This window comes from Streptomyces sp. NBC_00207 (assembly GCF_045160965.1).
Taxonomy (GTDB): domain Bacteria; phylum Actinomycetota; class Actinomycetes; order Streptomycetales; family Streptomycetaceae; genus Streptomyces.
In genome coordinates, this window is record NZ_CP130715.1 from 6,640,001 (window position 1) to 6,662,353 (window position 22,353).

The window sequence follows — 22,353 nt, forward strand, 5'->3', positions numbered from 1 at the left end:
GGCCAACGCCCGCTGTGATGGGTAGGGGAGCGTCGTGTGCCGGGTGAAGCAGCAGCGGAAGCTAGTTGTGGACGGTTCACGAGTGAGAATGCAGGCATGAGTAGCGATACACACGTGAGAAACGTGTGCGCCGATTGACTAAGGGTTCCTGGGTCAAGCTGATCTGCCCAGGGTAAGTCGGGACCTAAGGCGAGGCCGACAGGCGTAGTCGATGGACAACCGGTTGATATTCCGGTACCCGCTTTGAAACGCCCAATATCGAATCAGGCGATGCTAAGTCCGTGAAGCCGTTCCGGACCCTTCGGGGAAAGGAAAGTGGTGGAGCCGACGAACCAGACTTGTAGTAGGTAAGCGATGGGGTGACGCAGGAAGGTAGTCCAGCCCGGGCGGTGGTTGTCCCGGGGTAAGGGTGTAGGCCGAGGGGTAGGCAAATCCGTCCCTCATATAAGGCTGAGACCTGATGCCGAGCCGATTGTGGTGAAGTGGATGATCCTATGCTGTCGAGAAAAGCCTCTAGCGAGTTTCATGGCGGCCCGTACCCTAAACCGACTCAGGTGGTCAGGTAGAGAATACCGAGGCGTTCGGGTGAACTATGGTTAAGGAACTCGGCAAAATGCCCCCGTAACTTCGGGAGAAGGGGGGCCATCACTGGTGAAGGAACTTGCTTCCTGAGCTGGGGATGGCCGCAGAGACCAGCGAGAAGCGACTGTTTACTAAAAACACAGGTCCGTGCGAAGCCGTAAGGCGATGTATACGGACTGACGCCTGCCCGGTGCTGGAACGTTAAGGGGACCGGTTAGTGCGCTTTCGGGCGTGCGAAGCTGAGAACTTAAGCGCCAGTAAACGGCGGTGGTAACTATAACCATCCTAAGGTAGCGAAATTCCTTGTCGGGTAAGTTCCGACCTGCACGAATGGCGTAACGACTTCTCGACTGTCTCAACCATAGGCCCGGTGAAATTGCACTACGAGTAAAGATGCTCGTTTCGCGCAGCAGGACGGAAAGACCCCGGGACCTTTACTACAGTTTGATATTGGTGTTCGGTTCGGCTTGTGTAGGATAGGTGGGAGACTGTGAAACCCCAACGCCAGTTGGGGTGGAGTCATCGTTGAAATACCACTCTGGTCGTGCTGGATGTCTAACCTCGGTCCGTGATCCGGATCAGGGACAGTGTCTGATGGGTAGTTTAACTGGGGCGGTTGCCTCCCAAAGGGTAACGGAGGCGCCCAAAGGTTCCCTCAGCCTGGTTGGCAATCAGGTGTTGAGTGTAAGTGCACAAGGGAGCTTGACTGTGAGACCGACGGGTCGAGCAGGGACGAAAGTCGGGACTAGTGATCCGGCGGTGGCTTGTGGAAGCGCCGTCGCTCAACGGATAAAAGGTACCCCGGGGATAACAGGCTGATCTTCCCCAAGAGTCCATATCGACGGGATGGTTTGGCACCTCGATGTCGGCTCGTCGCATCCTGGGGCTGGAGTCGGTCCCAAGGGTTGGGCTGTTCGCCCATTAAAGCGGTACGCGAGCTGGGTTTAGAACGTCGTGAGACAGTTCGGTCCCTATCCGCTGTGCGCGTAGGAATATTGAGAAGGGCTGTCCCTAGTACGAGAGGACCGGGACGGACGAACCTCTGGTGTGCCAGTTGTCCTGCCAAGGGCATGGCTGGTTGGCTACGTTCGGGAGGGATAACCGCTGAAAGCATCTAAGCGGGAAGCCTGCTTCAAGATGAGTATTCCCACCTCCTTGAGAGGGTAAGGCTCCCAGTAGACGACTGGGTTGATAGGCCAGATGTGGAAGCCCGGTAACGGGTGAAGCTGACTGGTACTAATAGGCCGAGGGCTTGTCCTCAGTTGCTCGCGTCCACTGTGTTAGTTCTGAAATAACGAACAGCTGTGTTCATGCCAGCGTTCAAATTTCATAGTGTTTCGGTGGTCATAGCGTTAGGGAAACGCCCGGTTACATTCCGAACCCGGAAGCTAAGCCTTTCAGCGCCGATGGTACTGCAGGGGGGACCCTGTGGGAGAGTAGGACGCCGCCGAACAACCCGCCCTTTTAGCTCAGTCGGTAGAGCGTCTCCATGGTAAGGAGAAGGTCAACGGTTCGATTCCGTTAAAGGGCTCCAAGAAGAAAGGCCCCCGCCTTGTGGCGGGGGCCTTTTTTGTTTTTCAGGGCAACCGTGAGGCGGCCGCGTCCAGGAAGGCGCCGACCGCTTCTTCGAACTGCCTCTCGATGGCTATGAGCCCCTGGCGGTCGTCCGCACGGTTGATCTCTCCCAGCTTGGCGGATATCGCCTCCATGAGAGGGCGCAGGCTCGGATCGTCCGCGACGAGCCTGAGGCGGAAGGCGGCGGTTTCGGCGGCGGCGCCGTGACGGTCGCTCTCCAGCTGGGCCTCGAGCAGCCTTTCCTCGTCACGGGGGTCGAGGCGGCGGCGGAACCACAGGGTGATCTTGGCGCGTTTGAGGTCCGTGACGGCGCCCGCGTAACCGCTGTACGCGGCCAGGCGTTCCTGGCGGATGCGTTCCTCCCGGGCCCGGGCTTCCGTGCGCTCGGTGGTGCGTCGCTGGAACAGGTACGTGCTGAATGAGCCGATCAAGGTGCCGGCGACGGCCACCAGGCTGGCGAAGACTGTGTCCACGGCCGCGAGTTGACCACACGCCGAGGCCCTCTCGCCATGGGCGGGCGGCTACTCGCCTTCGCGCTGTTCCGGGACGCGGAAGGCCAGGATGGCCATGTCGTCCGAGGCCGGCTCGGCCGCGAAGCGTTCCACCGCGCGCAGCACGCGGGAGGCGACCGCGCCCGCGGTGAGGCCCGTACAGGTGGTGAGGACCTCTGCGAGGCCGTCGTCGCCGAGCATGCGGGTTCCCTCGCGGCGCTCGGTCACGCCGTCGGTGACGCAGAGCAGGACATCGCCGGGATCGAGGGTGAGGGTCTGCTCGTACAGGTCCAGGTCCTCGATCACGCCCAGCAGGGGCTGCGGGTCCGCGGCCGCGTCGACCTGGCCGTTCGGGCGCAGGCGGAGGGGGAGCGGGTGGCCCGCGCAGACGACCTTCATGAGGGCGCCGCCGTCGGGCTGGGGGTGGAGCTCTCCGTAGAGGAGGGTGAGGAAGCGGCTGCGGGCGCCCTCGTCGAGGATGGCCGCGTTGAGACGTTCCAGGACGGCCGGGCCGCCGAGGCCCTCGCGGGCCAGCAGGCGCAGTGCGTGCCGGGCGAGGCCGGTGACGGCGGCCGCCTCGGGACCCGTACCGCAGACGTCGCCGATGGCGAAGCCGTACGCGCCGTCGCGGATCGGGAAGACGTCGTAGAAGTCGCCGCCCACCTCGTTGCCCTCGCCGGCGGCGCGGTAGATGACCTCGACCTCCATGCCGGGGATGGCGGGCGAGCCGGGCGGCAGCAGGCTGCGCTGGAGGGAGCGGCTGATCGCGGTGCGCTCGGAGTAGAGGCGGGCGTTGTCGAGGGCGAGGGCGGCCCGGCGGGAGAGGTCCTCGGCGAGTTCGAGGATCTCCTGGCGGAAGTGCTCCTCGCGCGGCTTGCCGAGCGTGAGCATGCCGATCACTCGGTTGCGGGCGAGGAGGGGCAGGACCACCGTCTCCCCGCCGACCGCGAGGGTCGCCTCGGACCACGGGCGGGCGCCGGCCTCGCGGACCGGCTCGGGCGGGCTGACCCGGGAGAGCAGGGCCTTGAGGCCGTCGATGCGCTCCTCGTCCTCGTGGAGGACATAGGAGAGGTATGGATCGGAGGACTGGTCGGCGATGGTGTAGACGGCGCACCAGGTGGCGAGGGTCGGGACGGTCATCTGGGCCATGAGCGCCAGGGTCTGGTCCCGGTCGAGGGTGCCGGCCAGCAGGTCGGAGGCCTCGACGAGGAAGGAGAGGGAGCCGCGGCGCAGCCGTTCCAGTTCGCCCAGGCGGGCCGATTCCACGGCGAGGGCGATGCGGTCGGCCGCGAACTGGAGGTGGAGCGCCTCTTCGTTGGAGTAGCGGCCGGGGGTTTCGGCGGCGACGCCGAGGGAGCCGGTGAGCCGGCCCTCCACCTTGAGGGGGACGGTGACCGCGGAGCGCATGCCGGTGGCCTCCAGCAGCGGGACGGCTCCGGGGACCGCGGTGAGGTCGTCGTGGACGGCGGGCATGCGGGCGGAGCCGTAGCGGTTGGTGCCGGCCTCCACGGGGACGCGGGCGAAGCGCTGGCGGGTGGAGGGCAGGCCCGTGGTGGCGCGGACCTCCAGCTCGGTCTCGTCGTCGGTGGCGAGCAGCAGGAAGGCGGCGTCGGCGTCGAGGAGGTCCCGGGCCCGTTCGACGGTGCGCTGGAGGAGCCCGTCGAGGTCGTCGGGGGCGGGGGAGCCGATGAAGACCTCGAAGGGGTCCGCGGGGCGCGGCTCGGTGAAGTGGCCGCTGTCGGTGGCCGGGACCCTTACGGGGGTCTGGAGCAGGGCGCGCTCGTCGTCGTGGACGAGGAGGCAGACGGTGGACGGCTCGCCGTGGGCGTCGCGGACGCGCAGGTGGGAGGCGTAGACGGGGATGACGCGGCCGTCCGAGCCGCGGACTCCGTAGCTGCCCTCCCAGCGGGACAGGCGCAGGGCCTCGGCGATGCCGGTTCCGGTGCCGGGGGTCTGCGGCCAGGCGGCGAGTTCGGCGAGGGGGCGCCCGAGGGCCTTCCCGGCGGGGTAGCCGAAGATGTGCTCGGCGTCCTCGTTCCAGGCGGAAATGGCGTCGGAGGCGTCGATCTGGAGGACGGCGACGCGGACCCGGCTGTCGGCGAGGGGGAGCATGCGGTCGGGGACGACCGGGCCGGCGGAGCGGGTACCGACCGGCCGGTCTGGCAGGTCGAGGCGGAACCACACGTGCTTGTGCGTGGCCGTGTACTCGACGCCCCAGCGGGTGGCGAGGGCGGCGCAGAGCATGAGGCCGCGGCCGTTCTCGCGGTCGGGGTCGGCGTACGGGCGCTCGTCGGGGTGCCGGAGCGGGAGCTCGCGCTCCGGGTACCGGTCGGCGACCTCGACGCGTACGCCGCCCTCGGCGCGCAGGCACAGGACCTCGGCCCGGGTTCCGGCGTGGACCACGGCATTGGTGACGAGCTCGCTGGTGAGCACCACCGCGTCGTCGACGATGTCCGCGAAACCCCAGCCCTGCAGGGTGTCGCGGACGAACGCGCGAGCGGCGGCGACCGAGCGCCCGAGGGGGTCGAAGCTGGCAGCCGCCCGTGCCGTGATCACGAATCTCCTTCGACGCGGTTGGACATCGGTTGCCAGGTTACTTACCTTCACGGTCGGCATGGTGCCGTCGTCCGGGAATCCACCCGCAGGGTACGGCGGGTGTGCGATGGTGCCGAAGTGTTATGGCCGGGTTCGGCCAGGGTGAAACACTGGGCAGGCTTGAAGAGCCGGGCAGCAGCACTCGTAGCCCGGCGGAACAGCGGTCGACCCTTTCGGGAGGGACACGGTGGAGTCTGGCGCAGCGGTGCGGCGTACGGGAACGCGGCCGAAGGGCGGACGTCCCCGGCGCAGTGGCACGACGGAGGTCGATACCGCCGCTCTGAACAGGCTGCTCACGGCCCTGGTGTCGATGCGGGACGGGAACTTCCGCAAGCGGCTGACCGTGTCCGGCGAGGGCGTGATGGCGGAGATCGCCGCCGTCTACAACGAGGTCGCCGACCGCAACCTCCACCTGACCGGTGAGCTGTCCCGGGTGCGGCGGATGGTGGGCCGCGAGGGCAAGCTGAGCGAACGGCTGGAAACGGGTGCCTGCGAGGGTTCCTGGGCGGCCGCGATCGACGCCTCGAACCAGTTGGTGGACGACCTGGCCCGGCCGGTGTCCGAGGTGGGCCGGGTGCTGTCGGCGGTGGCCGAGGGTGATCTGGACCAGCGGATGGACCTGCGGACGCAGGCCGCCGACGGGGTGGGGCATCCGCTGCGCGGCGAGTTCCTGAAGGTCGGGCGCACGGTGAACAACCTGGTCGACCAGCTGTCCGCGTTCACCGACGAGGTGACGCGCGTGGCGCTGGAGGTGGGCACCGAGGGCAAGCTCGGAGGCCAGGCCCAGGTGCGCGGAATGTCCGGGTCCTGGAAGGACCTGACCGACTCCGTCAACACCATGGCGTACCGGCTCACCGCTCAGGTGCGTGATATCGCTCTCGTCACGACGGCCGTCGCGAAGGGCGATCTGTCGCGCAAGGTCACGGTGCACGTGGCCGGCGAGATGCTCCAGCTGAAGAACACCGTGAACACGATGGTGGACCAGCTGTCGTCCTTCTCCTCCGAGGTGACCCGCGTCGCCCGCGAGGTGGGTACGGAGGGCGAGCTGGGCGGCCAGGCGAAGGTGCCCGGGGTCGCGGGTGTGTGGAAGGACCTGACGGACTCCGTCAACACCATGGCCGGGAACCTGACGGCCCAGGTGCGCGGGATCGCGCAGGTGACGACGGCGGTCGCGAACGGCGACCTGTCGCAGAAGGTGCGGGTCAGCGCGCGCGGCGAGGTGGCGCAGCTGGCCGAAACGATCAATCAGATGACGGAGACCCTGCGGACCTTCGCGGACGAGGTCACGCGCGTGGCCAGCGAGGTCGGCGCCAAGGGTCTGCTGGGCGGCCAGGCGCAGGTGCCGGGTGCCGCGGGGACGTGGAAGGACCTCACCGATTCGGTGAACACGGTCTTCCGCAACCTCACCACGCAGGTGCGGGACATCGCGCAGGTGACCACCGCGGTGGCCAACGGCGATCTGTCGCAGAAGGTCACCGTCGACGTGGCCGGCGAGATGCTGGAGTTGAAGAACACCGTCAACACGATGGTGGACCAGCTCCAGTCCTTCGGTGCCGAAGTGACGCGTGTGGCCCGTGAGGTCGGTGTCGAGGGCGAGCTGGGCGGTCAGGCGCAGGTGCCGGGTGCCGCGGGGACCTGGAAGGACCTCACCGATTCGGTGAACACCGCCTTCCGCAACCTCACCGGGCAGGTGCGCAACATCGCGCAGGTGACGACGGCGGTGGCCAACGGCGATCTGTCGCAGAAGGTCACGGTCGACGTCTCCGGCGAGATGCTCCAGCTGAAGAACACCGTGAACACCATGGTGGACCAGCTGTCCTCCTTCGCCGACCAGGTGACGCGGATGGCGCGGGACGTGGGTACGGAGGGCAGGCTCGGCGGCCAGGCCCGGGTGGAGGGGGTGTCCGGCACCTGGAAGGAGCTCACCGACTCCGTCAACTTCATGGCCGGGAACCTGACCTCGCAGGTGCGCCAGATCGCGCAGGTGACGACGGCGGTGGCGCGGGGCGACCTGTCGCAGAAGATCGACGTGGACGCCCGGGGCGAGATCCTGGAGCTGAAGAACACCATCAACACGATGGTCGACCAGCTCTCCGCCTTCGCGGAGCAGGTGACCCGGGTGGCCCGGGACGTGGGCACGGAGGGCCGGCTCGGCGGCCAGGCGCAGGTGCCCGGGGTGGCCGGCGTATGGCGTGACCTGACGGACTCGGTGAACGGCATGGCCGGGAACCTGACCTCGCAGGTGCGCAACATCGCGCAGGTGGCCACGGCGGTGGCGCGGGGCGACCTGTCGCAGAAGATCGACGTGGACGCCCGGGGCGAGATCCTGGAGCTGAAGAACACCCTCAACACGATGGTCGACCAGCTCTCGAACTTCGCCGAGCAGGTGACGCGGGTGGCCCGTGAGGTGGGCACCGAGGGCATCCTCGGCGGTCAGGCGGAGGTCAAGGGTGTCTCCGGCACCTGGAAGGACCTCACGCAGTCCGTCAACTTCATGGCGAACAACCTGACGTCGCAGGTGCGCAACATCGCCGAGGTGACCACGGCCGTGGCCATGGGCGACCTCTCCAAGAAGATCACCGTCGACGCGAAGGGCGAGATCCTCGAACTCGTCACCACCGTCAACACGATGGTGGACCAGCTGTCCTCGTTCGCGGAGCAGGTGACGCGGGTGGCCCGCGAGGTGGGCTCCGAGGGCATCCTGGGCGGTCAGGCCCGGGTGCGCGGGGTCACGGGCATCTGGAAGGACCTGACCGACAACGTCAACCTGATGGCCAACAACCTGACCTCGCAGGTGCGCAACATCTCCCAGGTCTCGGCGGCGGTCGCCAACGGCGACCTGACGAAGAAGGTCACGGTCGAGGCGCGCGGCGAGGTCGCGCAGCTCGCCGACACGGTCAACACGATGGTGAAGACCCTGTCCTCCTTCGCCGACGAGGTCACGCGCGTGGCCCGCGAGGTCGGTACGGAGGGACGCCTGGGCGGCCAGGCACACGTGCCCGGGGTCTCGGGGACGTGGAAGGACCTCACCGATTCGGTGAACTTCATGGCCTCCAACCTCACCGGCCAGGTGCGGCAGATCGCCATGGTCACGACCGCCATCGCCAAGGGCGACATGACCAAGAAGATCGACATCGATGCCCGGGGCGAGATCCTGGAGCTCAAGACCACCATCAACACGATGGTCGACCAGCTGTCCTCCTTCGCGGACCAGGTGACGCGGGTGGCCCGCGAGGTGGGCACCGAGGGCATCCTGGGCGGTCAGGCCCGGGTCCGGGACGTCGACGGCACCTGGCGGGACCTGACGGAGTCCGTGAACGAGATGGCCGGGAACCTCACCCGGCAGGTGCGCGCGATCGCGGCCGTGGCCACGGCGGTGACCCGGGGCGACCTGAGCCTGAAGGTCGACGTGGACGCGGCGGGCGAGATCCAGGTCCTCCAGGACAACATCAACACGATGATCGTCAACCTGCGCGACACCACCTTGGCCAACAAGGAGCAGGACTGGCTCAAGGGCAACCTCGCCCGGATCTCCGCCCTGATGCAGGGCCGCCGGGAGCTCGACGACGTGGCCTCGCTGATCATGAGCGAGCTCACGCCGGTGGTCTCCGCGCAGCACGGCGCCTTCTTCCTGGCGCTGCCGACCGGCGGTACCACCGAGATCGGGACGGACGGGGGCGCGGACGGCTCGTACGAGCTGCGGATGCGCGGGAGTTACGCCTACGCGGGCGGCCAGATGCCCACCGCCTTCCGGCCGGGGGAGGGGCTGATCGGGACCGTCGCGGAGGAGAAGCGGACGATCCTCGTCGAGAACACCCCGCCCGGCTACCTGAAGATCTCCTCGGGACTGGGCGAGGCGCCGCCGGCGCATGTGATCGTGCTGCCGGTGCTCTTCGAGGGGAAGGTGCTCGGCGTCATCGAGCTGGCCTCGTTCACGCCGTTCACGCAGATCCAGAAGGATTTCCTCAGCCAGATCGCCGAGATGATCGGTACGAGCGTCAACACCATCAGCGTCAACTCCAAGACGGAGATGCTGCTGAAGCAGTCGCAGGAGATGACCGAGCAGCTGCGCGAGCGCTCGGACGAGCTGGAGAACCGGCAGAAGGCCCTGCAGGCCGCCAACGCGGAGCTGGAGGAGAAGGCCGAGCTGCTGGCCCAGCAGAACCGGGACATCGAGGTGAAGAACACCGAGATCGAGGAGGCCCGGCAGGTCCTGGAGGAGCGCGCCGAGCAGCTCGCGGTGTCGATGCGCTACAAGTCGGAGTTCCTGGCGAACATGTCGCACGAGCTGCGCACGCCGCTCAACTCGCTGCTGATCCTGGCCAAGCTGCTCGCCGACAACGCGGACGAGAACCTGTCGCCGAAGCAGGTGGAGTTCGCCGAGACCATCCACGGCGCGGGCTCGGACCTGCTGCAGCTGATCAACGACATCCTCGACCTGTCGAAGGTCGAGGCCGGGAAGATGGACGTCTCACCGACCCGGATCGCGCTGGTCCAGCTCGTCGACTACGTGGAGGCCACCTTCCGGCCGCTGACGGCGGAGAAGGGCCTGGACTTCTCGGTACGGGTCTCGCCGGAGCTGCCCGCCACGCTGCACACCGACGAGCAGCGGCTCCTCCAGGTGCTGCGCAACCTGCTGTCGAACGCGGTGAAGTTCACCGACACCGGGGCGGTGGAGCTGGTGATCCGGCCGGCCGGGGCCGATGTGCCGACGGCGATCCGCGAGCAGCTGCTGGAGGCCGGTTCGCTGCGGGAGGCGGACGCGGATCTGATCGCGTTCTCCGTGACGGACACGGGCATCGGGATCGCGGCGAGCAAGATGCTGGTGATCTTCGAGGCGTTCAAACAGGCCGACGGGACGACGAGCCGCAAGTACGGCGGCACCGGACTGGGCCTGTCCATCAGCCGGGAGATCGCCCGGCTGCTGGGCGGGGAGATCCACGCGGCGAGCGAGCCCGGCCGCGGATCCACCTTCACGCTGTACCTGCCGCTGCACCCGAGCGAGCTGCCTCCGCAGGGGTACGCGCCGCCCACGCCCGGCGGCGGCCGCGGCGAGCTGTACCGCAGGTCCCTGGACGGGGCGCGGCCGGTGCTGCCGGCGGCCCCGGCCGGGCCCGCTTCCGTACCGTCGGGTCCGCCCCAGCCGGCGCGGCCGGCGCTCTCGGCCGCCGAGCAGGGCGGGCCGGGGCAGGGCGGCGGGGCCGCGCTGTTCCGGCGGCGGCGCAAGGCGCTGAGCGACCTGGAGCCGCGTACTGCGGTGCCGGGGCAGCCGAACGCGGTGGCGGCCGAGGACGGCTGGGGCAGCGCGGAGGACGAACTTCCGGTGGTGCCCCGGACGTACGACTTCCACGGCGAGAAGGTGCTCATCGTGGACGACGACGTACGCAACGTCTTCGCGCTCACCAGCGTGCTGGAGCAGCACGGGCTGGCCGTGCTGTACGCGGAGAACGGGCGGGAGGGCATCGAAGTCCTCGAACAGCACGACGATGTGACGGTCGTACTGATGGACATCATGATGCCCGAGATGGACGGATACGCCACGACCTCGGCGATCCGGCGGATGCCGCAGTTCGCGGGGCTGCCGATCATCGCGCTGACGGCAAAGGCGATGAAGGGCGACCGGGAGAAGGCGATCGACTCCGGTGCTTCCGACTATGTCACCAAGCCGGTCGACCCCGACTACCTTCTGTCGGTGATGGAGCAGTGGATGCGGGGAAAGTGATCGCAGGGAGAGCGCTGCGTACCAATTGCTGACTCACTGTGGCCGGAGCGGTGTGGGACCCCGGTATACGGGGAACCTTCTGCTCTCCCACCACGTTTCTGCTTCGTGCACAGTGACATCTTGGTGACAGGGTGTGGCGATCTCGGGACTGGGGCTACGATGACCGGCACAAGGACGGACGGCGCAAGGATGCCGTCCTCTGGGGCGGGGCCCGGCGCACAGGCCGGAGCCAGGAGCCGGGGAGGCCCCATGCCGGGGCGAGGAGGACAGGGCATGGTGCAGAAGGCCAAGATCCTCCTGGTCGACGACCGGCCGGAGAATCTGCTGGCGCTGGAGGCCATCCTCTCCGCGCTCGATCAGACACTGGTCCGGGCGTCGTCTGGAGAGGAAGCGCTCAAGGCGCTGCTGACGGACGATTTCGCGGTCATCCTGCTGGATGTCCAGATGCCGGGGATGGACGGATTCGAGACGGCCGCGCACATCAAGCGGCGCGAGCGGACCCGGGACATCCCGATCATCTTCCTCACAGCGATCAACCACGGTCCGCACCACACGTTCCGCGGTTACGCGGCGGGTGCGGTCGACTACATCTCGAAGCCCTTCGACCCGTGGGTGCTGCGGGCCAAGGTGTCGGTCTTCGTGGAGCTGTACACGAAGAACTGCCAACTGCGTGAGCAGGCGGCCCTGCTGCGGCTCCAGCTGGAGGGCGGCAGCTCGAACGGCGTGGACGCCAGCAAGGAGACGGCCGGACTGCTGGCCGAGCTCTCCGCGCGGCTCGCGGCGGTCGAGGAGCAGGCGGAGGCGCTGACCAAGCAGCTCGGCGAGGACTCGGCCGACGCCGGCGTGGTGGCGACCGCGGCCCACCTGGAGCGCAAGCTCACGGGGCTGCGGCGGGCGCTCGACGCGCTGGAACCCGGCACCGCCGGAGGGGCTCCGGTCCTGCCCTCGCAGAACTGACCACTCGGACGTCGGCTCTGGCGGTGCGTCAAAGCACCTGTGGAGCCGACGACACGAACGGGTGAAGGGGTGGGCACGCGTGTCCACCGGCGCGCGCACCGGTAACCTCGGGCCCATGGCCTCAAGTACGTCCGGCAAGGGTTCCCAGAGCACTGCGGGCACCGCGAAGGGCCGCACCGGCCGTACGACGGCGCCGGCCAAGAAGGCGGCTCCCGCGCGCAAGCCCCCCGCCAAGAAGGCCGCGGCCGCCAAGCGTGCCCCGGCCAAGAAGGCCGCGGCCAAGCCCGCGCCGTCCCCGACGGGGGGCGTGGTGCGGCTGGTGCGCGCCGTGTGGCTCGGCTGCGCGCACGCCGTCGGCGCCGTCTTCCGCGGGATCGGCCAGGGCGCCAAGAACCTCGACCCCGCCCACCGCAAGGACGGCATCGCGCTGCTGCTGCTCGCCCTCGCGCTGATCGTGGCCGCCGGCACCTGGTCGAATCTGAGCGGTCCGGTCGGGGACCTGGTGACCATGCTGGTCACCGGTGCCTTCGGACGGCTGGACCTGCTCGTGCCGATCCTGCTCGGCGTCATGGCGGTACGTTTCATCCGCCATCCCGAACAGACCGACGCCAACGGCCGCATCGGCATCGGGCTCTCCGCCCTCGTCATCGGGGTCCTGGGCCTGGTCCACATCGCCTGCGGGGCGCCCGGCCGGGACGAGGGCACCACCGCGATGCAGAACGCGGGCGGGCTCGTCGGCTGGGGCGCCTCCAAGCCGCTGATCTTCACCATGGGCGCGCCGCTGGCCGTGCCCATGCTGGTGCTGCTCACGATCTTCGGGCTGCTGGTGGTCACCGCGACCCCGGTCAACGCGATCCCGCAGCGGCTGCGCCGGCTCGGCATCCGGCTCGGGATCATCGCCCCGAACGAGTACGACGAGGGGTACGGGGAGACCGAGGGCGGCGCCGCCGACCGGCGGGACCGTCACGACGCGGAGCAGTGGCGGGCCCGTACGGGCCCGTCCGCCGGCTCCGGCGACCCGGCGGACGCCGCCGAGGAGGAGGCGCTCGCCCGGCGGCGCCGGCCGCGCAGGAGCTCCGCCCGGCCGGCCATGGACCGGGAGATGGACGCCGTCGACGTGGCGGCGGCGGCCGCCGCCGCGCTGGACGGGGTGGTGTACGGCGGTCTGCCGCCCTCCCCGCTCGTCGCCGACCTCACCCACGGCATCACCGTCGGGCGGGAGGGCGCGGAGACCACCGCGCCCGTGCCGACCGCCCGCGGGGAGCGCACCGCGGCACCCGCCGCTCCCGCGACCGCTCCCGCGCCCCCCGCCGTTCCCGAAACCCCTGCCGAGCAGCCGCACGCCACCACGGCCGCGGCCTCCGGGACGCTGTCGGTGCCCGACCTGACCAAGGCCCCGCCGCAGACCCAGGCGCTGCCGCCGCGCGCCGAGCAGCTCCAGCTGCGCGGGGACATCACGTACGCCCTGCCCTCGCTGGACCTGCTGGAGAAGGGCGGGCCCGGCAAGACCCGCAGCGCCGCCAACGACGCGGTGGTCGCCTCGCTGCGCAACGTGTTCACCGAGTTCAAGGTCGACGCGGACGTCACCGGCTTCACCCGGGGGCCGACGGTCACCCGGTACGAGGTCACGCTGGGCGCCGCGGTCAAGGTCGAGCGGATCACCGCGCTGACCAAGAACATCGCGTACGCCGTGGCCTCGCCGGACGTGCGGATCATCAGCCCGATCCCGGGCAAGTCGGCGGTCGGCATCGAGATCCCGAACACCGACCGCGAGATGGTCAACCTGGGTGACGTACTGCGCCTGGCGGACGCGGCCGAGGACGACCACCCGATGCTCGTCGCGCTCGGCAAGGATGTCGAGGGCGGCTACGTCATGGCCAATCTGGCCAAGATGCCGCACGTGCTCGTGGCCGGCGCCACCGGTTCCGGAAAGTCCTCCTGTATCAACTGCCTGATCACCTCCGTCATGGTCCGGGCGACCCCGGACGACGTCCGGATGGTGCTCGTCGACCCCAAGCGGGTGGAACTGACGGCGTACGAGGGCATCCCGCACCTGATCACGCCGATCATCACCAACCCCAAGCGGGCCGCCGAGGCCCTGCAGTGGGTCGTGCGCGAGATGGACCTGCGCTACGACGACCTGGCCGCCTTCGGCTACCGGCACATCGACGACTTCAACCAGGCCATCCGGGACGGCAAGATCAAACTGCCGCCGGGCAGCGAGCGGGAGCTCAGCCCCTACCCGTACCTGCTCGTGATCGTCGACGAGCTGGCCGACCTGATGATGGTGGCCCCGCGCGACGTCGAGGACTCGATCGTCCGGATCACCCAGCTGGCCCGCGCGGCCGGCATCCACCTGGTGCTCGCCACCCAGCGGCCCTCGGTGGACGTGGTCACCGGCCTGATCAAGGCGAACGTGCCCTCGCGCCTCGCCTTCGCCACCTCCTCCCTCGCCGACAGTCGGGTCATCCTCGACCAGCCGGGCGCCGAGAAGCTCATCGGCAAGGGCGACGGGCTGTTCCTGCCGATGGGGGCGAACAAGCCGGTCCGCCTCCAGGGGGCCTTCGTCACCGAGGACGAGATCGCCGGGATCGTCCAGCACTGCAAGGACCAGATGGCGCCCGTCTTCCGGGACGACGTCACCGTCGGGCAGAAGCAGAAGAAGGAGATCGACGAGGACATCGGCGACGACCTGGACCTGCTGTGCCAGGCGGCGGAGCTGGTGGTCACCACGCAGTTCGGCTCCACCTCGATGCTCCAGCGCAAGCTGCGGGTGGGCTTCGCCAAGGCCGGGCGGCTGATGGACCTCATGGAGTCGCGGGGGATCGTGGGCCCGAGCGAGGGTTCGAAGGCGCGCGACGTCCTGCTGAAGGCCGACGAGCTGGACGACCAGCTCGCCGTCATCCGCGGCGAGGCCCATCCGTAACCAAATCCCGAGCAACCGTTTCCCTTGGGCCCACGTCCAGTTGAAGGGAGGTAGTGGCACCCCGCACGACCTCGCGTACGGCGTCGGTCCGCCACGCCGGAGCGGGCCTCCCTTCGCCATTCATATGGCGTATGAAGTGCACCCTCCGGTTGCTCCACCCTTTCGTCACCCCCCTAGACTGGACTTCCAGCAGGTGGCTACACGCTCGAAAGGCGCCCACGTGTCCATCGGCAACGCCAACTCCCCCGAAGAAGAGCGGCCTTCGACCGACGACCGGTCCGAGGACCGCATCGTCGAACGACCCGTCGAGACCCCGTCCATCGGGACCGCCCTCAAGAAGGCCCGCATCGCCGCCGGGCTCACCGTCGACGAGGTCAGTTCCATCACCCGCGTGCGCATTCCGATCGTGCACGCGATCGAAGAGGACGACTTCACGCGGTGCGGCGGCGACGTGTACGCCCGCGGTCACATCCGTACGCTCGCCCGCGCCGTCCACCTCGACCCGGTACCCCTGGTCGAGAGCTACGACGCGGCCCACGGAGGCCGGCCGGCACCCACGCCCGCCGCGCCGATGTTCGATGCCGAGCGCATCCGTCCCGAACGGCAGCGGCCCAACTGGACCGCGGCCATGGTCGCCGCCATCGTCGCCGTGATCGGCTTCGTGGGCTTCACCGCCTTCAGCGGCGGCGACGAGAAGGACAAGCGGCCGGTGGCGGAAGGTTCCGCCGCCCCGAAGCCCGCGGCTCCCCAGCAGACCGGGGGCAAGCCGGCCGCGCAGCCCCAGCAGACCCCTGCCGCGCCCAAGCCGGAACCCTCGGACAGCGCGATCGCCGCCGCGCCCAAGGACCTCGTCACCGTCGTCCTGACGGCCGACACGGGCGAGAGCTGGATCTCCGCCAAGGACTCCACCGGGCGGCTGCTCTTCGACGGCACCCTCACGCAGGGTGAGTCCAAGACCTTCACGGACAAGGAGTCCGTCGACCTCGTGCTCGGCGACGCCGGGGCCGTGAAGCTCTTCGTGAACGGCAAGGAGATCAAGGACGACTTCCAGCCGGGTCAGGTGGAACGTCTCACATACACCAAGGCGGACCCTCTTCAGGATCAGCCCCAGGCGGGCTGAGCAGAGGCCGCCCATGGGCGGAACAGGGAAATCCGGATCCCCGGGGTGCTGCGCCGCACCCCGGGGATCTTGCTGTACGGGGACTTGCGGCTGGGGCCGACGCCGGGACGAAGTAGTCTTGAGTCCATGCCCGAACGCCGTACCGTCGCCCTTGTCACTCTTGGCTGCGCCCGTAACGAGGTGGACTCGGAGGAGCTCGCAGGCCGCTTGGCGGCGGATGGCTGGGAGCTCGTCGAGGACGCCGCCGATGCGGACGTAGCCGTCGTCAACACCTGTGGCTTCGTCGAAGCCGCCAAGAAGGACTCCGTAGACGCCCTCCTGGAAGCCAACGATCTCAAGGATCACGGCAAGACCCAGGCCGTCGTCGCCGTCGGCTGCATGGCCGAGCGCTACGGCAAGGAGCTCGCCGAAGCCCTGCCGGAAGCCGACGGAGTCCTCGGTTTCGACGACTACGCCGACATCTCCAACCGCCTCCAGACCATCCTGAACGGTGGCAGCGTGGAGGCCCACACCCCGCGCGACCGGCGCAAGCTGCTGCCGATCAGCCCCGCGGAGCGCCAGAGCGCCGAGGTCGCCCTCCCCGGCCACGCCCAGGAACCGGCCGAGGCCCCCGCCGACCTGCCCACCGGAATCGCACCCGCCTCCGGGCCCCGCGCGCCCCTGCGCCGCCGCCTGGACAAGAGCCCCGTGGCCTCGGTCAAGCTGGCCTCCGGCTGCGACCGGCGCTGCTCGTTCTGCGCCATCCCCTCCTTCCGCGGCTCCTTCATCTCCCGCCGCCCCAGCGACGTGCTGGGCGAGACCCGCTGGCTCGCCGAGCAGGGCGTCAAGGAGGTCATGCTGGTCTCCGAGAACAACACCTCGTACGGCAAGGACCTCGGCGACATCCGGCTGCTGGAGAGCCTGCTGCCGGAGCTGGCCGCGGTGGACGGCATCGAGCGCGTGCGCGTGAGCTACCTGCAGCCCGCCGAGATGCGGCCGGGCCTGATCGACGTACTCACCTCGACCCCCAAGGTCGTGCCGTACTTCGACCTGTCCTTCCAGCACTCGGCCCCCGACGTGCTGCGCGCCATGCGCCGCTTCGGTGACACCGACCGCTTCCTGGAGCTGCTGGACACCATCCGCAGCAAGGCCCCGCAGGCCGGTGTGCGGTCCAACTTCATCGTCGGCTTCCCCGGCGAGAAGGAGTCGGACTTCGCCGAGCTGGAGCGTTTCCTCACCCACGCGCGCCTCGACGCCATCGGCGTCTTCGGCTACTCGGACGAGGACGGCACCGAGGCGGTCACCTACGACCACAAGCTGGACGAGGACACCATCGCCGAGCGGCTCGCGCACATGCAGCGGCTCGCCGAGGAGCTCACCTCGCAGCGCGCGGAAGAGCGGATCGGAGAGACCCTGGAGGTGCTCGTCGAGTCCGTGGAGGCGGTCGACGAGGACAGCGACGGTGCCTACGGGCGCGCCGCCCACCAGGCCCCCGAGACCGACGGCCAGGTCGTCTTCACGGACAGCACGGGACTGGTCCCCGGGCGTATCGTCACGGCCAAGGTGGTCGGCACCCTGGGTGTGGACCTGGTGGCGGAGCCCCTGGGCATTGATCTTGAGGAGGCGGCCGGATGACCGGAGTCCCGGCATCTGCGGCGGGCGGGACCGATCGCCGGCCCGTACCCGGCGCGAAGCTGGGGGCCGCGGCGGTCAATCAGGCCAGCCTGTGGAACATCGCCAACATCCTGACGATGATCCGGCTCGTCCTGGTGCCGGGATTCGTCTTCCTGCTGCTCGCCGAGGGCGGCTACGACCCGGCCTGGCGCGCCTGGGCCTGGGCGGCGTTCGCCGTCGCCATGATCACGGACATCTTCGACGGGCACCTGGCCCGGACGTACAACCTGGTCACGGACTTCGGCAAGATCGCCGACCCCATCGCCGACAAGGCGATCATGGGGTCGGCGCTGATCTGTCTCTCCTGGCTCGGTGACCTCCCCTGGTGGGTGACCGGGGTGATCCTCGGGCGGGAGCTCGGGATCACGCTCCTGCGCTTCTGGGTCATCCGCTACGGAGTGATTCCGGCCAGCCGCGGCGGCAAGCTGAAGACCCTGGCCCAGGGGACGGCCGTGGGCATGTACGTACTCGCGCTGACCGGGGCGCTGGCGACCATGCGCTTCTGGGTGATGGCGATCGCCGTCGTGCTGACCGTCGTCACCGGTTTGGACTACATCCGGCAGGCGGTCGTGCTGCGCCGGCAGGGGATCGCGGCGGAACGGGCCGCGCAGTGACCGGCGGCGTGGGGGAATCCTTCCGGTGACCGGAGGCGGGGCGGGGGCTTCCGGCGGGGTCGGAGCGGGCGAAGTGGTCGATCATGTGTTCGATGCGGCTGCGGAGGTGCTGCGGCTGCTCACGGAAAGTGACCAGTCGCTCGCCGTGGCCGAATCGCTCACCGGCGGCATGGTGGCCGCCGGGCTCACGGCGGTTCCCGGCGCCTCGGTGTCCTTCCGCGGATCGGTCACGGCCTACGCCACGGAGATCAAGCACCGGGTCCTCGGGGTGGACGCGGGACTGCTCGCGGCCGAAGGCGCGGTGAACGCGCAGGTCGCGGCGGAGATGGCGGCCGGGGTGCGGCGGGTCATGGGCGCTTCATGGGGAATTGCGACCACCGGGGTGGCCGGTCCGCAGCCGCAGGACGGGCAGCCCGTGGGCACCGTTTTCGTCGCGGTGGACGGTCCGGGGAGCAGGAAAACGGTCCGGCTGAGGTTGAACGGCTCCCGTGCGGAAATTCGTAGGGAGAGTGCACGCACAGTGCTCGAGCTTCTCTCAGGCCAACTCCGTGAGAATGCGCGGAGGCAGGATACGGAACAGAACGGGGGGATTTGATGTTTGCAGCCCTGAGTGAACACGACATCGCTCCCCGCACGGCCGCGGCGCGAGGCGGTACGGTGGGGCGTGAAGGATGCGGCTACACGGTCAGAGGAGGGAGCCACCGATGATTCTGCTCCGTCGCCTGCTGGGTGACGTGCTGCGTCGGCAGCGCCAGCGCCAGGGCCGTACTCTGCGCGAAGTCTCCTCGTCGGCCCGAGTTTCGCTCGGCTATCTCTCCGAGGTGGAGCGGGGGCAGAAGGAGGCATCCTCCGAGCTGCTCTCCGCGATCTGCGACGCGTTGGACGTACGGATGTCCGAGCTGATGCGCGAAGTCAGTGACGAACTGTCGCTGGCCGAGCTGGCACAGTCGGCCGCGGCAAGCGAACCGGTGAGTGTGCCGGTCCGCCCGATGCTCAATTCGGTCTCCATGGCTTCGGTCACGGGTGGACCGGAGCGGGTGACCATCAAGGCGCCTGCGGAAGCGGTGAATGTCGTAGCCGCGTGAGCGAGCACGTGAGCGTTTGAGCGTGGCCGGAGCCCCGGCCGGTGCGTGAAGCACCGGCCGGGGCTCCGGGCCGTTCTGGGTGCGGTGCCGGGGGTGGTGCGGGAGGATGGGGCCGTCCGGGTCCCGGCCCCACCCCCGGGCTCCGTCCGGGGACCCCCAGGGAGGTAGCCGTGCGGCGGTTACTGCACATACCTGCGGCGTCGGCCCTCGCGCTGACGGTGGGGGTCCTGTGGTGGTGGGCCGTGCTGCGGCTCGTGCTGGCGCCCGAGGAGTCCGGGGCCGTGGAGGGCGCGGTGGCGGTGGGCGGCTGGGGGCTGGGGCTGCTGCCGGTGCACTGTGTACCGGGCCCGGTGCGGAAGGCGCGGCGATCGGCGGGTGCCGGCGTCGGCGGCGGCGGTGCTGAGGGTCCCGGAGGCGCCGGGACCGCCGCAGGTTCCGGGGTCACCAGGGCATCGACACTCCGCCGTTCGGGCGAAGGATCTGACCCGTCATGAAGGACGAGGCGTCCGAGGCCAGGTAGAGCACCGCCTGGGCGATGTCCTCGGGCTCGCCCACCCGGCGCAGGGGCGACATGCGGACCATCGCCGCCTCGGTCTGTTCCTGGACCTCGGGGCTGTGGCGGCCGGTCATCGGGGTGCGGATCCAGCCGGGGGCGACGGCGTTGACCCGTATGCCGTGCGGGCCGGCCTCGGTGGCGAGGGTCTTGGTCAGCTGCACCACGGCGGCCTTGGCGGCGCTGTAGCAGAGCAGACCGGGCTGGGCGGCGTCCACGGCTCCTGAGGCCATGGTGACGATGGAGCCGGGACGGCCCGCCGCGATCATGCTGCGGGCGGCTTCCTGGCAGGTGCGCAGCACCCCCTTGAAATTGACGTCCAGGACCCGGTCGAGGTCCTCGTCGGTCGTCTCCAGGACGCTGCTGGTGTGCATGACCCCGGCGATGGCGGCCGTGATGTCGAGCGGGCCCGCCGCGGTGACGGCCGCCCGGAGCGCCGCCCGGTCGGTGACGTCGAGGGGATGGACGGTGGCGCAGCCGCCGGCCTTGGTGACGAGGGCGGCCGTCTCGGCGAGGCCCTGCTCGTCGCGGTCCGCGCAGTGGACGTGCGCGCCCGCCTCGGCGAGGAGGACGGCGGTGGCGCGGCCGATGCCGCTGGCCGCGCCGGTGACCAGGGCGGTGCGGCCGGTGAGGTCGTACGAGGCTGTGGGTGTGGGCATGCCGGGACGGTACGACCGGATCTGACGGAGCGTCAACCGGTGTGTCAGTCAGCGGGTCGACCAGTGCGTCGGCCAGTGGGACGGCCGGTGAGACAGCCGGTGCGTCCCGTCGCCTGGACATCGCCCGGACGGGGCCTACGGCGTCGGGCCCGGCTGGCAGCGGGGGCACCAGTACGTGGGGCGGTCGTCCTGGGGGGCTTCGCGTACGGGGGTGCCGCAGCGCAGGCACGGCCGGTGGGAGCGGCCGTAGACGAAGAGGTTCTGGCCCGGGAGGCGGCTGCCGGTGGTGTTGCGGGGACCCGGCCGTTCGCCGGTGTTCGCGGACAGCAGCCGGTGGGCGGCGGCGGCCAGGCGGGGCAGGGTCGCCTCGGGGAGCGCGCCGACCCGTGTCCACGGGGTGACCCCGGCCAGGAAGCAGAGCTCGGCCTTGTAGATGTTGCCGATGCCGGCGAGGTTGCGCTGGTCGAGCAGGGCCTCGCCGAGGGGGCGCTCGGGGGCGGCGAGCAGGTTGGCGGCGGCTCGCGCGGGATCCCAGTCCGGGCCGAGGAGATCGGGGCCGAGATGACCCACGGCCCGGTCTTCGTCGGCGGTGCGGAGCAGCTCCAGGACGGGGAGGCGGTAGCCGACGGCGGTGTGCTCGGCGGTGCCGAGGACGGCCCGGATCTCGTGGGCGGGGCCGCCGCGCCACTTCTCGCCGGCGGCGAAGACGTGCCAGGCGCCGTCCATGCGGAGGTGGCTGTGCAGGGTGAGGCCGCCCTCGAAGCGGGTGAGGAGGTGCTTGCCGCGGGGGGTCACGTCGAGGGTGAGGCGGCCGGTGAGGTCGGCGGTGGCGAAGCGGGGGACGCGCAGGTCGCTGCGAGTGATTTCGCGGCCTGCCAGGGCGGCGTGGAGACGGGTCGCCGCGCGCCGGATGCTGTCGCCTTCGGGCATGGGGCCATTGTCGCCCCCGGCGGCCTGCGGGGCCCGGGTGCCGGGAGGTGGGGGCCCGTGGGCCGGGCGAACGGCGAGAGCCCCTGCGGCGAGGTGCAGTCGCACGCAGGGGCTCTGTGGGTCAGGAGGGGTCCGAGGGGACGGACGGACCGGATGGACCGGACAGACCAGACGGGCCGCTCATCACTTCCAGACGAGACCCTTGTTCGGGTAGCCGTAGGGGTTGCCCCAGTACTCGGCCGCGGAGACCTTCGTCTGGGCCGACGGGGCGAGGGCCACCGCGCAGCTGGTCTGCGTCTGGCCGTTGACGAAGCCCTTCGGCAGCGACTCGTTCGGGCACTTCTCGAACTTGCCTATGATCGACACGCGCTGTGCCTCGGTGCCGTCCCCGAGCAGGCCCTTGACCTGGGTCACGGACGAGTGCGACAGGTCCGTGGTGCCGGTGTTCTTGACCGAGTAGCGGATGTAGTACGGGATCATCCCCTTCACTTTGTCGCCGAGCTTGAGCGCGTCCAGGTCGGCGGGGTTGCCCTGCTCGATCGCGGTGACCGTGAGGGCGATCCGGCCGTCCTTGATGCTTCCGTAGGTGAACGGGATCTCCGCGGCCTCGCCGATCTTGAAGGTCTGGCCGGACTTCGCCGTGCCGTTCGCCCCGGGGGCCTCGCTGCCGCCCGTGGTGGGGCCGTCGGCGCTGGGGCTGGCCGATCCGGACGGGGCGGCGGGCGAGGCGGGCGAGGCGCCGGCCGAGGCGGAACCGCTCGGCTGCGCGGGGGCCAGCTCCTCGTTGCCGTTCTTGCAGCCGGTCAGGGCCAGGGTGCCGGCGACCGCCAGGACGACCGCGCCGAGGGTGGTCTTGCGCATGCTGATGCTCACTCTTCTACTCCCCCATGA

At 69.6% G+C, this 22,353-nt stretch carries 14 protein-coding genes, 1 tRNA gene and 2 rRNA genes (1 of these 17 running past the window's edge); 12 read left to right on the forward strand and 5 right to left on the reverse strand.

Annotation, left to right across the window (positions count from 1 at the left end; translation table 11 throughout):
* From OG472_RS31440 to OG472_RS31450, 3 genes are all read left to right on the forward strand, one after another.
* Window positions 1-1,842, forward strand: a 23S ribosomal RNA gene (locus OG472_RS31440); it begins 1,282 nt to the left of the window's first position.
* A 76-nt stretch (window positions 1,843-1,918) separates the two neighbouring features.
* Window positions 1,919-2,035: ribosomal RNA gene (gene rrf / locus OG472_RS31445) — 5S ribosomal RNA — on the forward strand.
* Window positions 2,036-2,040: 5 nt separating this feature from the next.
* A tRNA-Thr gene (locus OG472_RS31450) sits at window positions 2,041-2,116 on the forward strand.
* A gap of 43 nt (window positions 2,117-2,159) precedes the next feature.
* On the opposite strand, the gene OG472_RS31455 is transcribed toward OG472_RS31450, so the two are convergent.
* Both OG472_RS31455 and OG472_RS31460 read right to left on the reverse strand, forming a co-directional pair.
* On the reverse strand, window positions 2,160-2,630 hold the full coding sequence (locus OG472_RS31455; protein ID WP_405832221.1) for a hypothetical protein: 471 nt from the start codon (window positions 2,628-2,630) through the stop codon (window positions 2,160-2,162).
* Between the two features lie 48 nt (window positions 2,631-2,678).
* Window positions 2,679-5,264 carry a SpoIIE family protein phosphatase gene (locus OG472_RS31460; protein WP_383568989.1) on the reverse strand — a complete coding sequence of 862 codons (2,586 nt, stop codon included), beginning with the start codon at window positions 5,262-5,264 and terminating at the stop codon, window positions 2,679-2,681.
* Window positions 5,265-5,430: 166 nt separating this feature from the next.
* Between OG472_RS31460 and OG472_RS31465 the strand changes: the two genes are divergently transcribed.
* The 9 genes from OG472_RS31465 to OG472_RS31505 all read left to right on the forward strand — a co-directional run bounded on the left by OG472_RS31465 (window position 5,431) and on the right by OG472_RS31505 (window position 19,814).
* Entirely contained in the window at window positions 5,431-10,965 is a 5,535-nt protein-coding gene (locus OG472_RS31465) for a HAMP domain-containing protein (protein WP_405832223.1), read from the forward strand.
* A gap of 273 nt (window positions 10,966-11,238) precedes the next feature.
* A complete protein-coding gene (locus OG472_RS31470) occupies window positions 11,239-11,922 on the forward strand; it encodes a response regulator (RefSeq protein ID WP_362240119.1) in 684 nt (227 codons plus the stop codon).
* A 115-nt stretch (window positions 11,923-12,037) separates the two neighbouring features.
* Window positions 12,038-14,848, forward strand: coding sequence for a DNA translocase FtsK (locus tag OG472_RS31475; RefSeq protein WP_405832225.1), 2,811 nt, complete (start codon window positions 12,038-12,040; stop codon window positions 14,846-14,848).
* Window positions 14,849-15,068: 220 nt separating this feature from the next.
* Entirely contained in the window at window positions 15,069-15,968 is a 900-nt protein-coding gene (locus OG472_RS31480) for a helix-turn-helix domain-containing protein (protein ID WP_383568980.1), read from the forward strand.
* Window positions 15,969-16,094: 126 nt separating this feature from the next.
* Window positions 16,095-17,582: a 30S ribosomal protein S12 methylthiotransferase RimO gene (rimO, locus tag OG472_RS31485; RefSeq protein WP_405832227.1), complete on the forward strand. Its 1,488-nt coding sequence runs from the start codon at window positions 16,095-16,097 to the stop codon at window positions 17,580-17,582.
* The gene (pgsA, locus tag OG472_RS31490) at window positions 17,579-18,235 is read left to right on the forward strand and encodes a CDP-diacylglycerol--glycerol-3-phosphate 3-phosphatidyltransferase (RefSeq protein ID WP_361765463.1); all 657 of its coding nucleotides are present in this window, start codon (window positions 17,579-17,581) and stop codon (window positions 18,233-18,235) included. Before rimO ends, pgsA begins: the two co-directional genes overlap by 4 nt.
* Before the next feature lie 73 nt (window positions 18,236-18,308).
* Window positions 18,309-18,830 (forward strand): CinA family protein, encoded by a 522-nt coding sequence (locus OG472_RS31495; RefSeq protein ID WP_405942298.1) that lies wholly within the window; start codon window positions 18,309-18,311, stop codon window positions 18,828-18,830.
* A 109-nt stretch (window positions 18,831-18,939) separates the two neighbouring features.
* Window positions 18,940-19,320 carry a helix-turn-helix domain-containing protein gene (locus tag OG472_RS31500; protein ID WP_030012484.1) on the forward strand — a complete coding sequence of 127 codons (381 nt, stop codon included), beginning with the start codon at window positions 18,940-18,942 and terminating at the stop codon, window positions 19,318-19,320.
* Window positions 19,321-19,490: 170 nt separating this feature from the next.
* A complete protein-coding gene (locus tag OG472_RS31505) occupies window positions 19,491-19,814 on the forward strand; it encodes a hypothetical protein (RefSeq protein ID WP_401611175.1) in 324 nt (107 codons plus the stop codon).
* Here the strand turns inward: OG472_RS31505 and OG472_RS31510 are convergent.
* The 3 genes from OG472_RS31510 to OG472_RS31520 all read right to left on the reverse strand — a co-directional run bounded on the left by OG472_RS31510 (window position 19,762) and on the right by OG472_RS31520 (window position 22,335).
* Window positions 19,762-20,532 carry an SDR family NAD(P)-dependent oxidoreductase gene (locus tag OG472_RS31510; RefSeq protein WP_405832230.1) on the reverse strand — a complete coding sequence of 257 codons (771 nt, stop codon included), beginning with the start codon at window positions 20,530-20,532 and terminating at the stop codon, window positions 19,762-19,764. The genes OG472_RS31505 and OG472_RS31510 overlap by 53 nt on opposite strands.
* Before the next feature lie 135 nt (window positions 20,533-20,667).
* On the reverse strand, window positions 20,668-21,462 hold the full coding sequence (locus OG472_RS31515; protein ID WP_405832231.1) for an Fpg/Nei family DNA glycosylase: 795 nt from the start codon (window positions 21,460-21,462) through the stop codon (window positions 20,668-20,670).
* A gap of 183 nt (window positions 21,463-21,645) precedes the next feature.
* Window positions 21,646-22,335, reverse strand: a complete 690-nt coding sequence (locus OG472_RS31520; RefSeq protein ID WP_405832233.1) for a hypothetical protein — start codon at window positions 22,333-22,335, stop codon at window positions 21,646-21,648.
* Window positions 22,336-22,353: the final 18 nt, after the last annotated feature.

Excerpts from the sequence above, each read along its gene's own strand:
- OG472_RS31460 (WP_383568989.1), bottom strand. The coding sequence starts at position 5,264 with ATGCCGACCGTGAAGGTAAGTAACCTGGCAACCGATGTCCAACCGCGT.
- OG472_RS31470 (WP_362240119.1), top strand. The coding sequence starts at position 11,239 with ATGGTGCAGAAGGCCAAGATCCTCCTGGTCGACGACCGGCCGGAGAAT.
- OG472_RS31475 (WP_405832225.1), top strand. The coding sequence starts at position 12,038 with ATGGCCTCAAGTACGTCCGGCAAGGGTTCCCAGAGCACTGCGGGCACC.
- rimO (WP_405832227.1), top strand. The coding sequence starts at position 16,095 with ATGCCCGAACGCCGTACCGTCGCCCTTGTCACTCTTGGCTGCGCCCGT.
- pgsA (WP_361765463.1), top strand. The coding sequence starts at position 17,579 with ATGACCGGAGTCCCGGCATCTGCGGCGGGCGGGACCGATCGCCGGCCC.
- OG472_RS31500 (WP_030012484.1), top strand. The coding sequence starts at position 18,940 with ATGATTCTGCTCCGTCGCCTGCTGGGTGACGTGCTGCGTCGGCAGCGC.
- OG472_RS31510 (WP_405832230.1), bottom strand. The coding sequence starts at position 20,532 with ATGCCCACACCCACAGCCTCGTACGACCTCACCGGCCGCACCGCCCTG.
- OG472_RS31515 (WP_405832231.1), bottom strand. The coding sequence starts at position 21,462 with ATGCCCGAAGGCGACAGCATCCGGCGCGCGGCGACCCGTCTCCACGCC.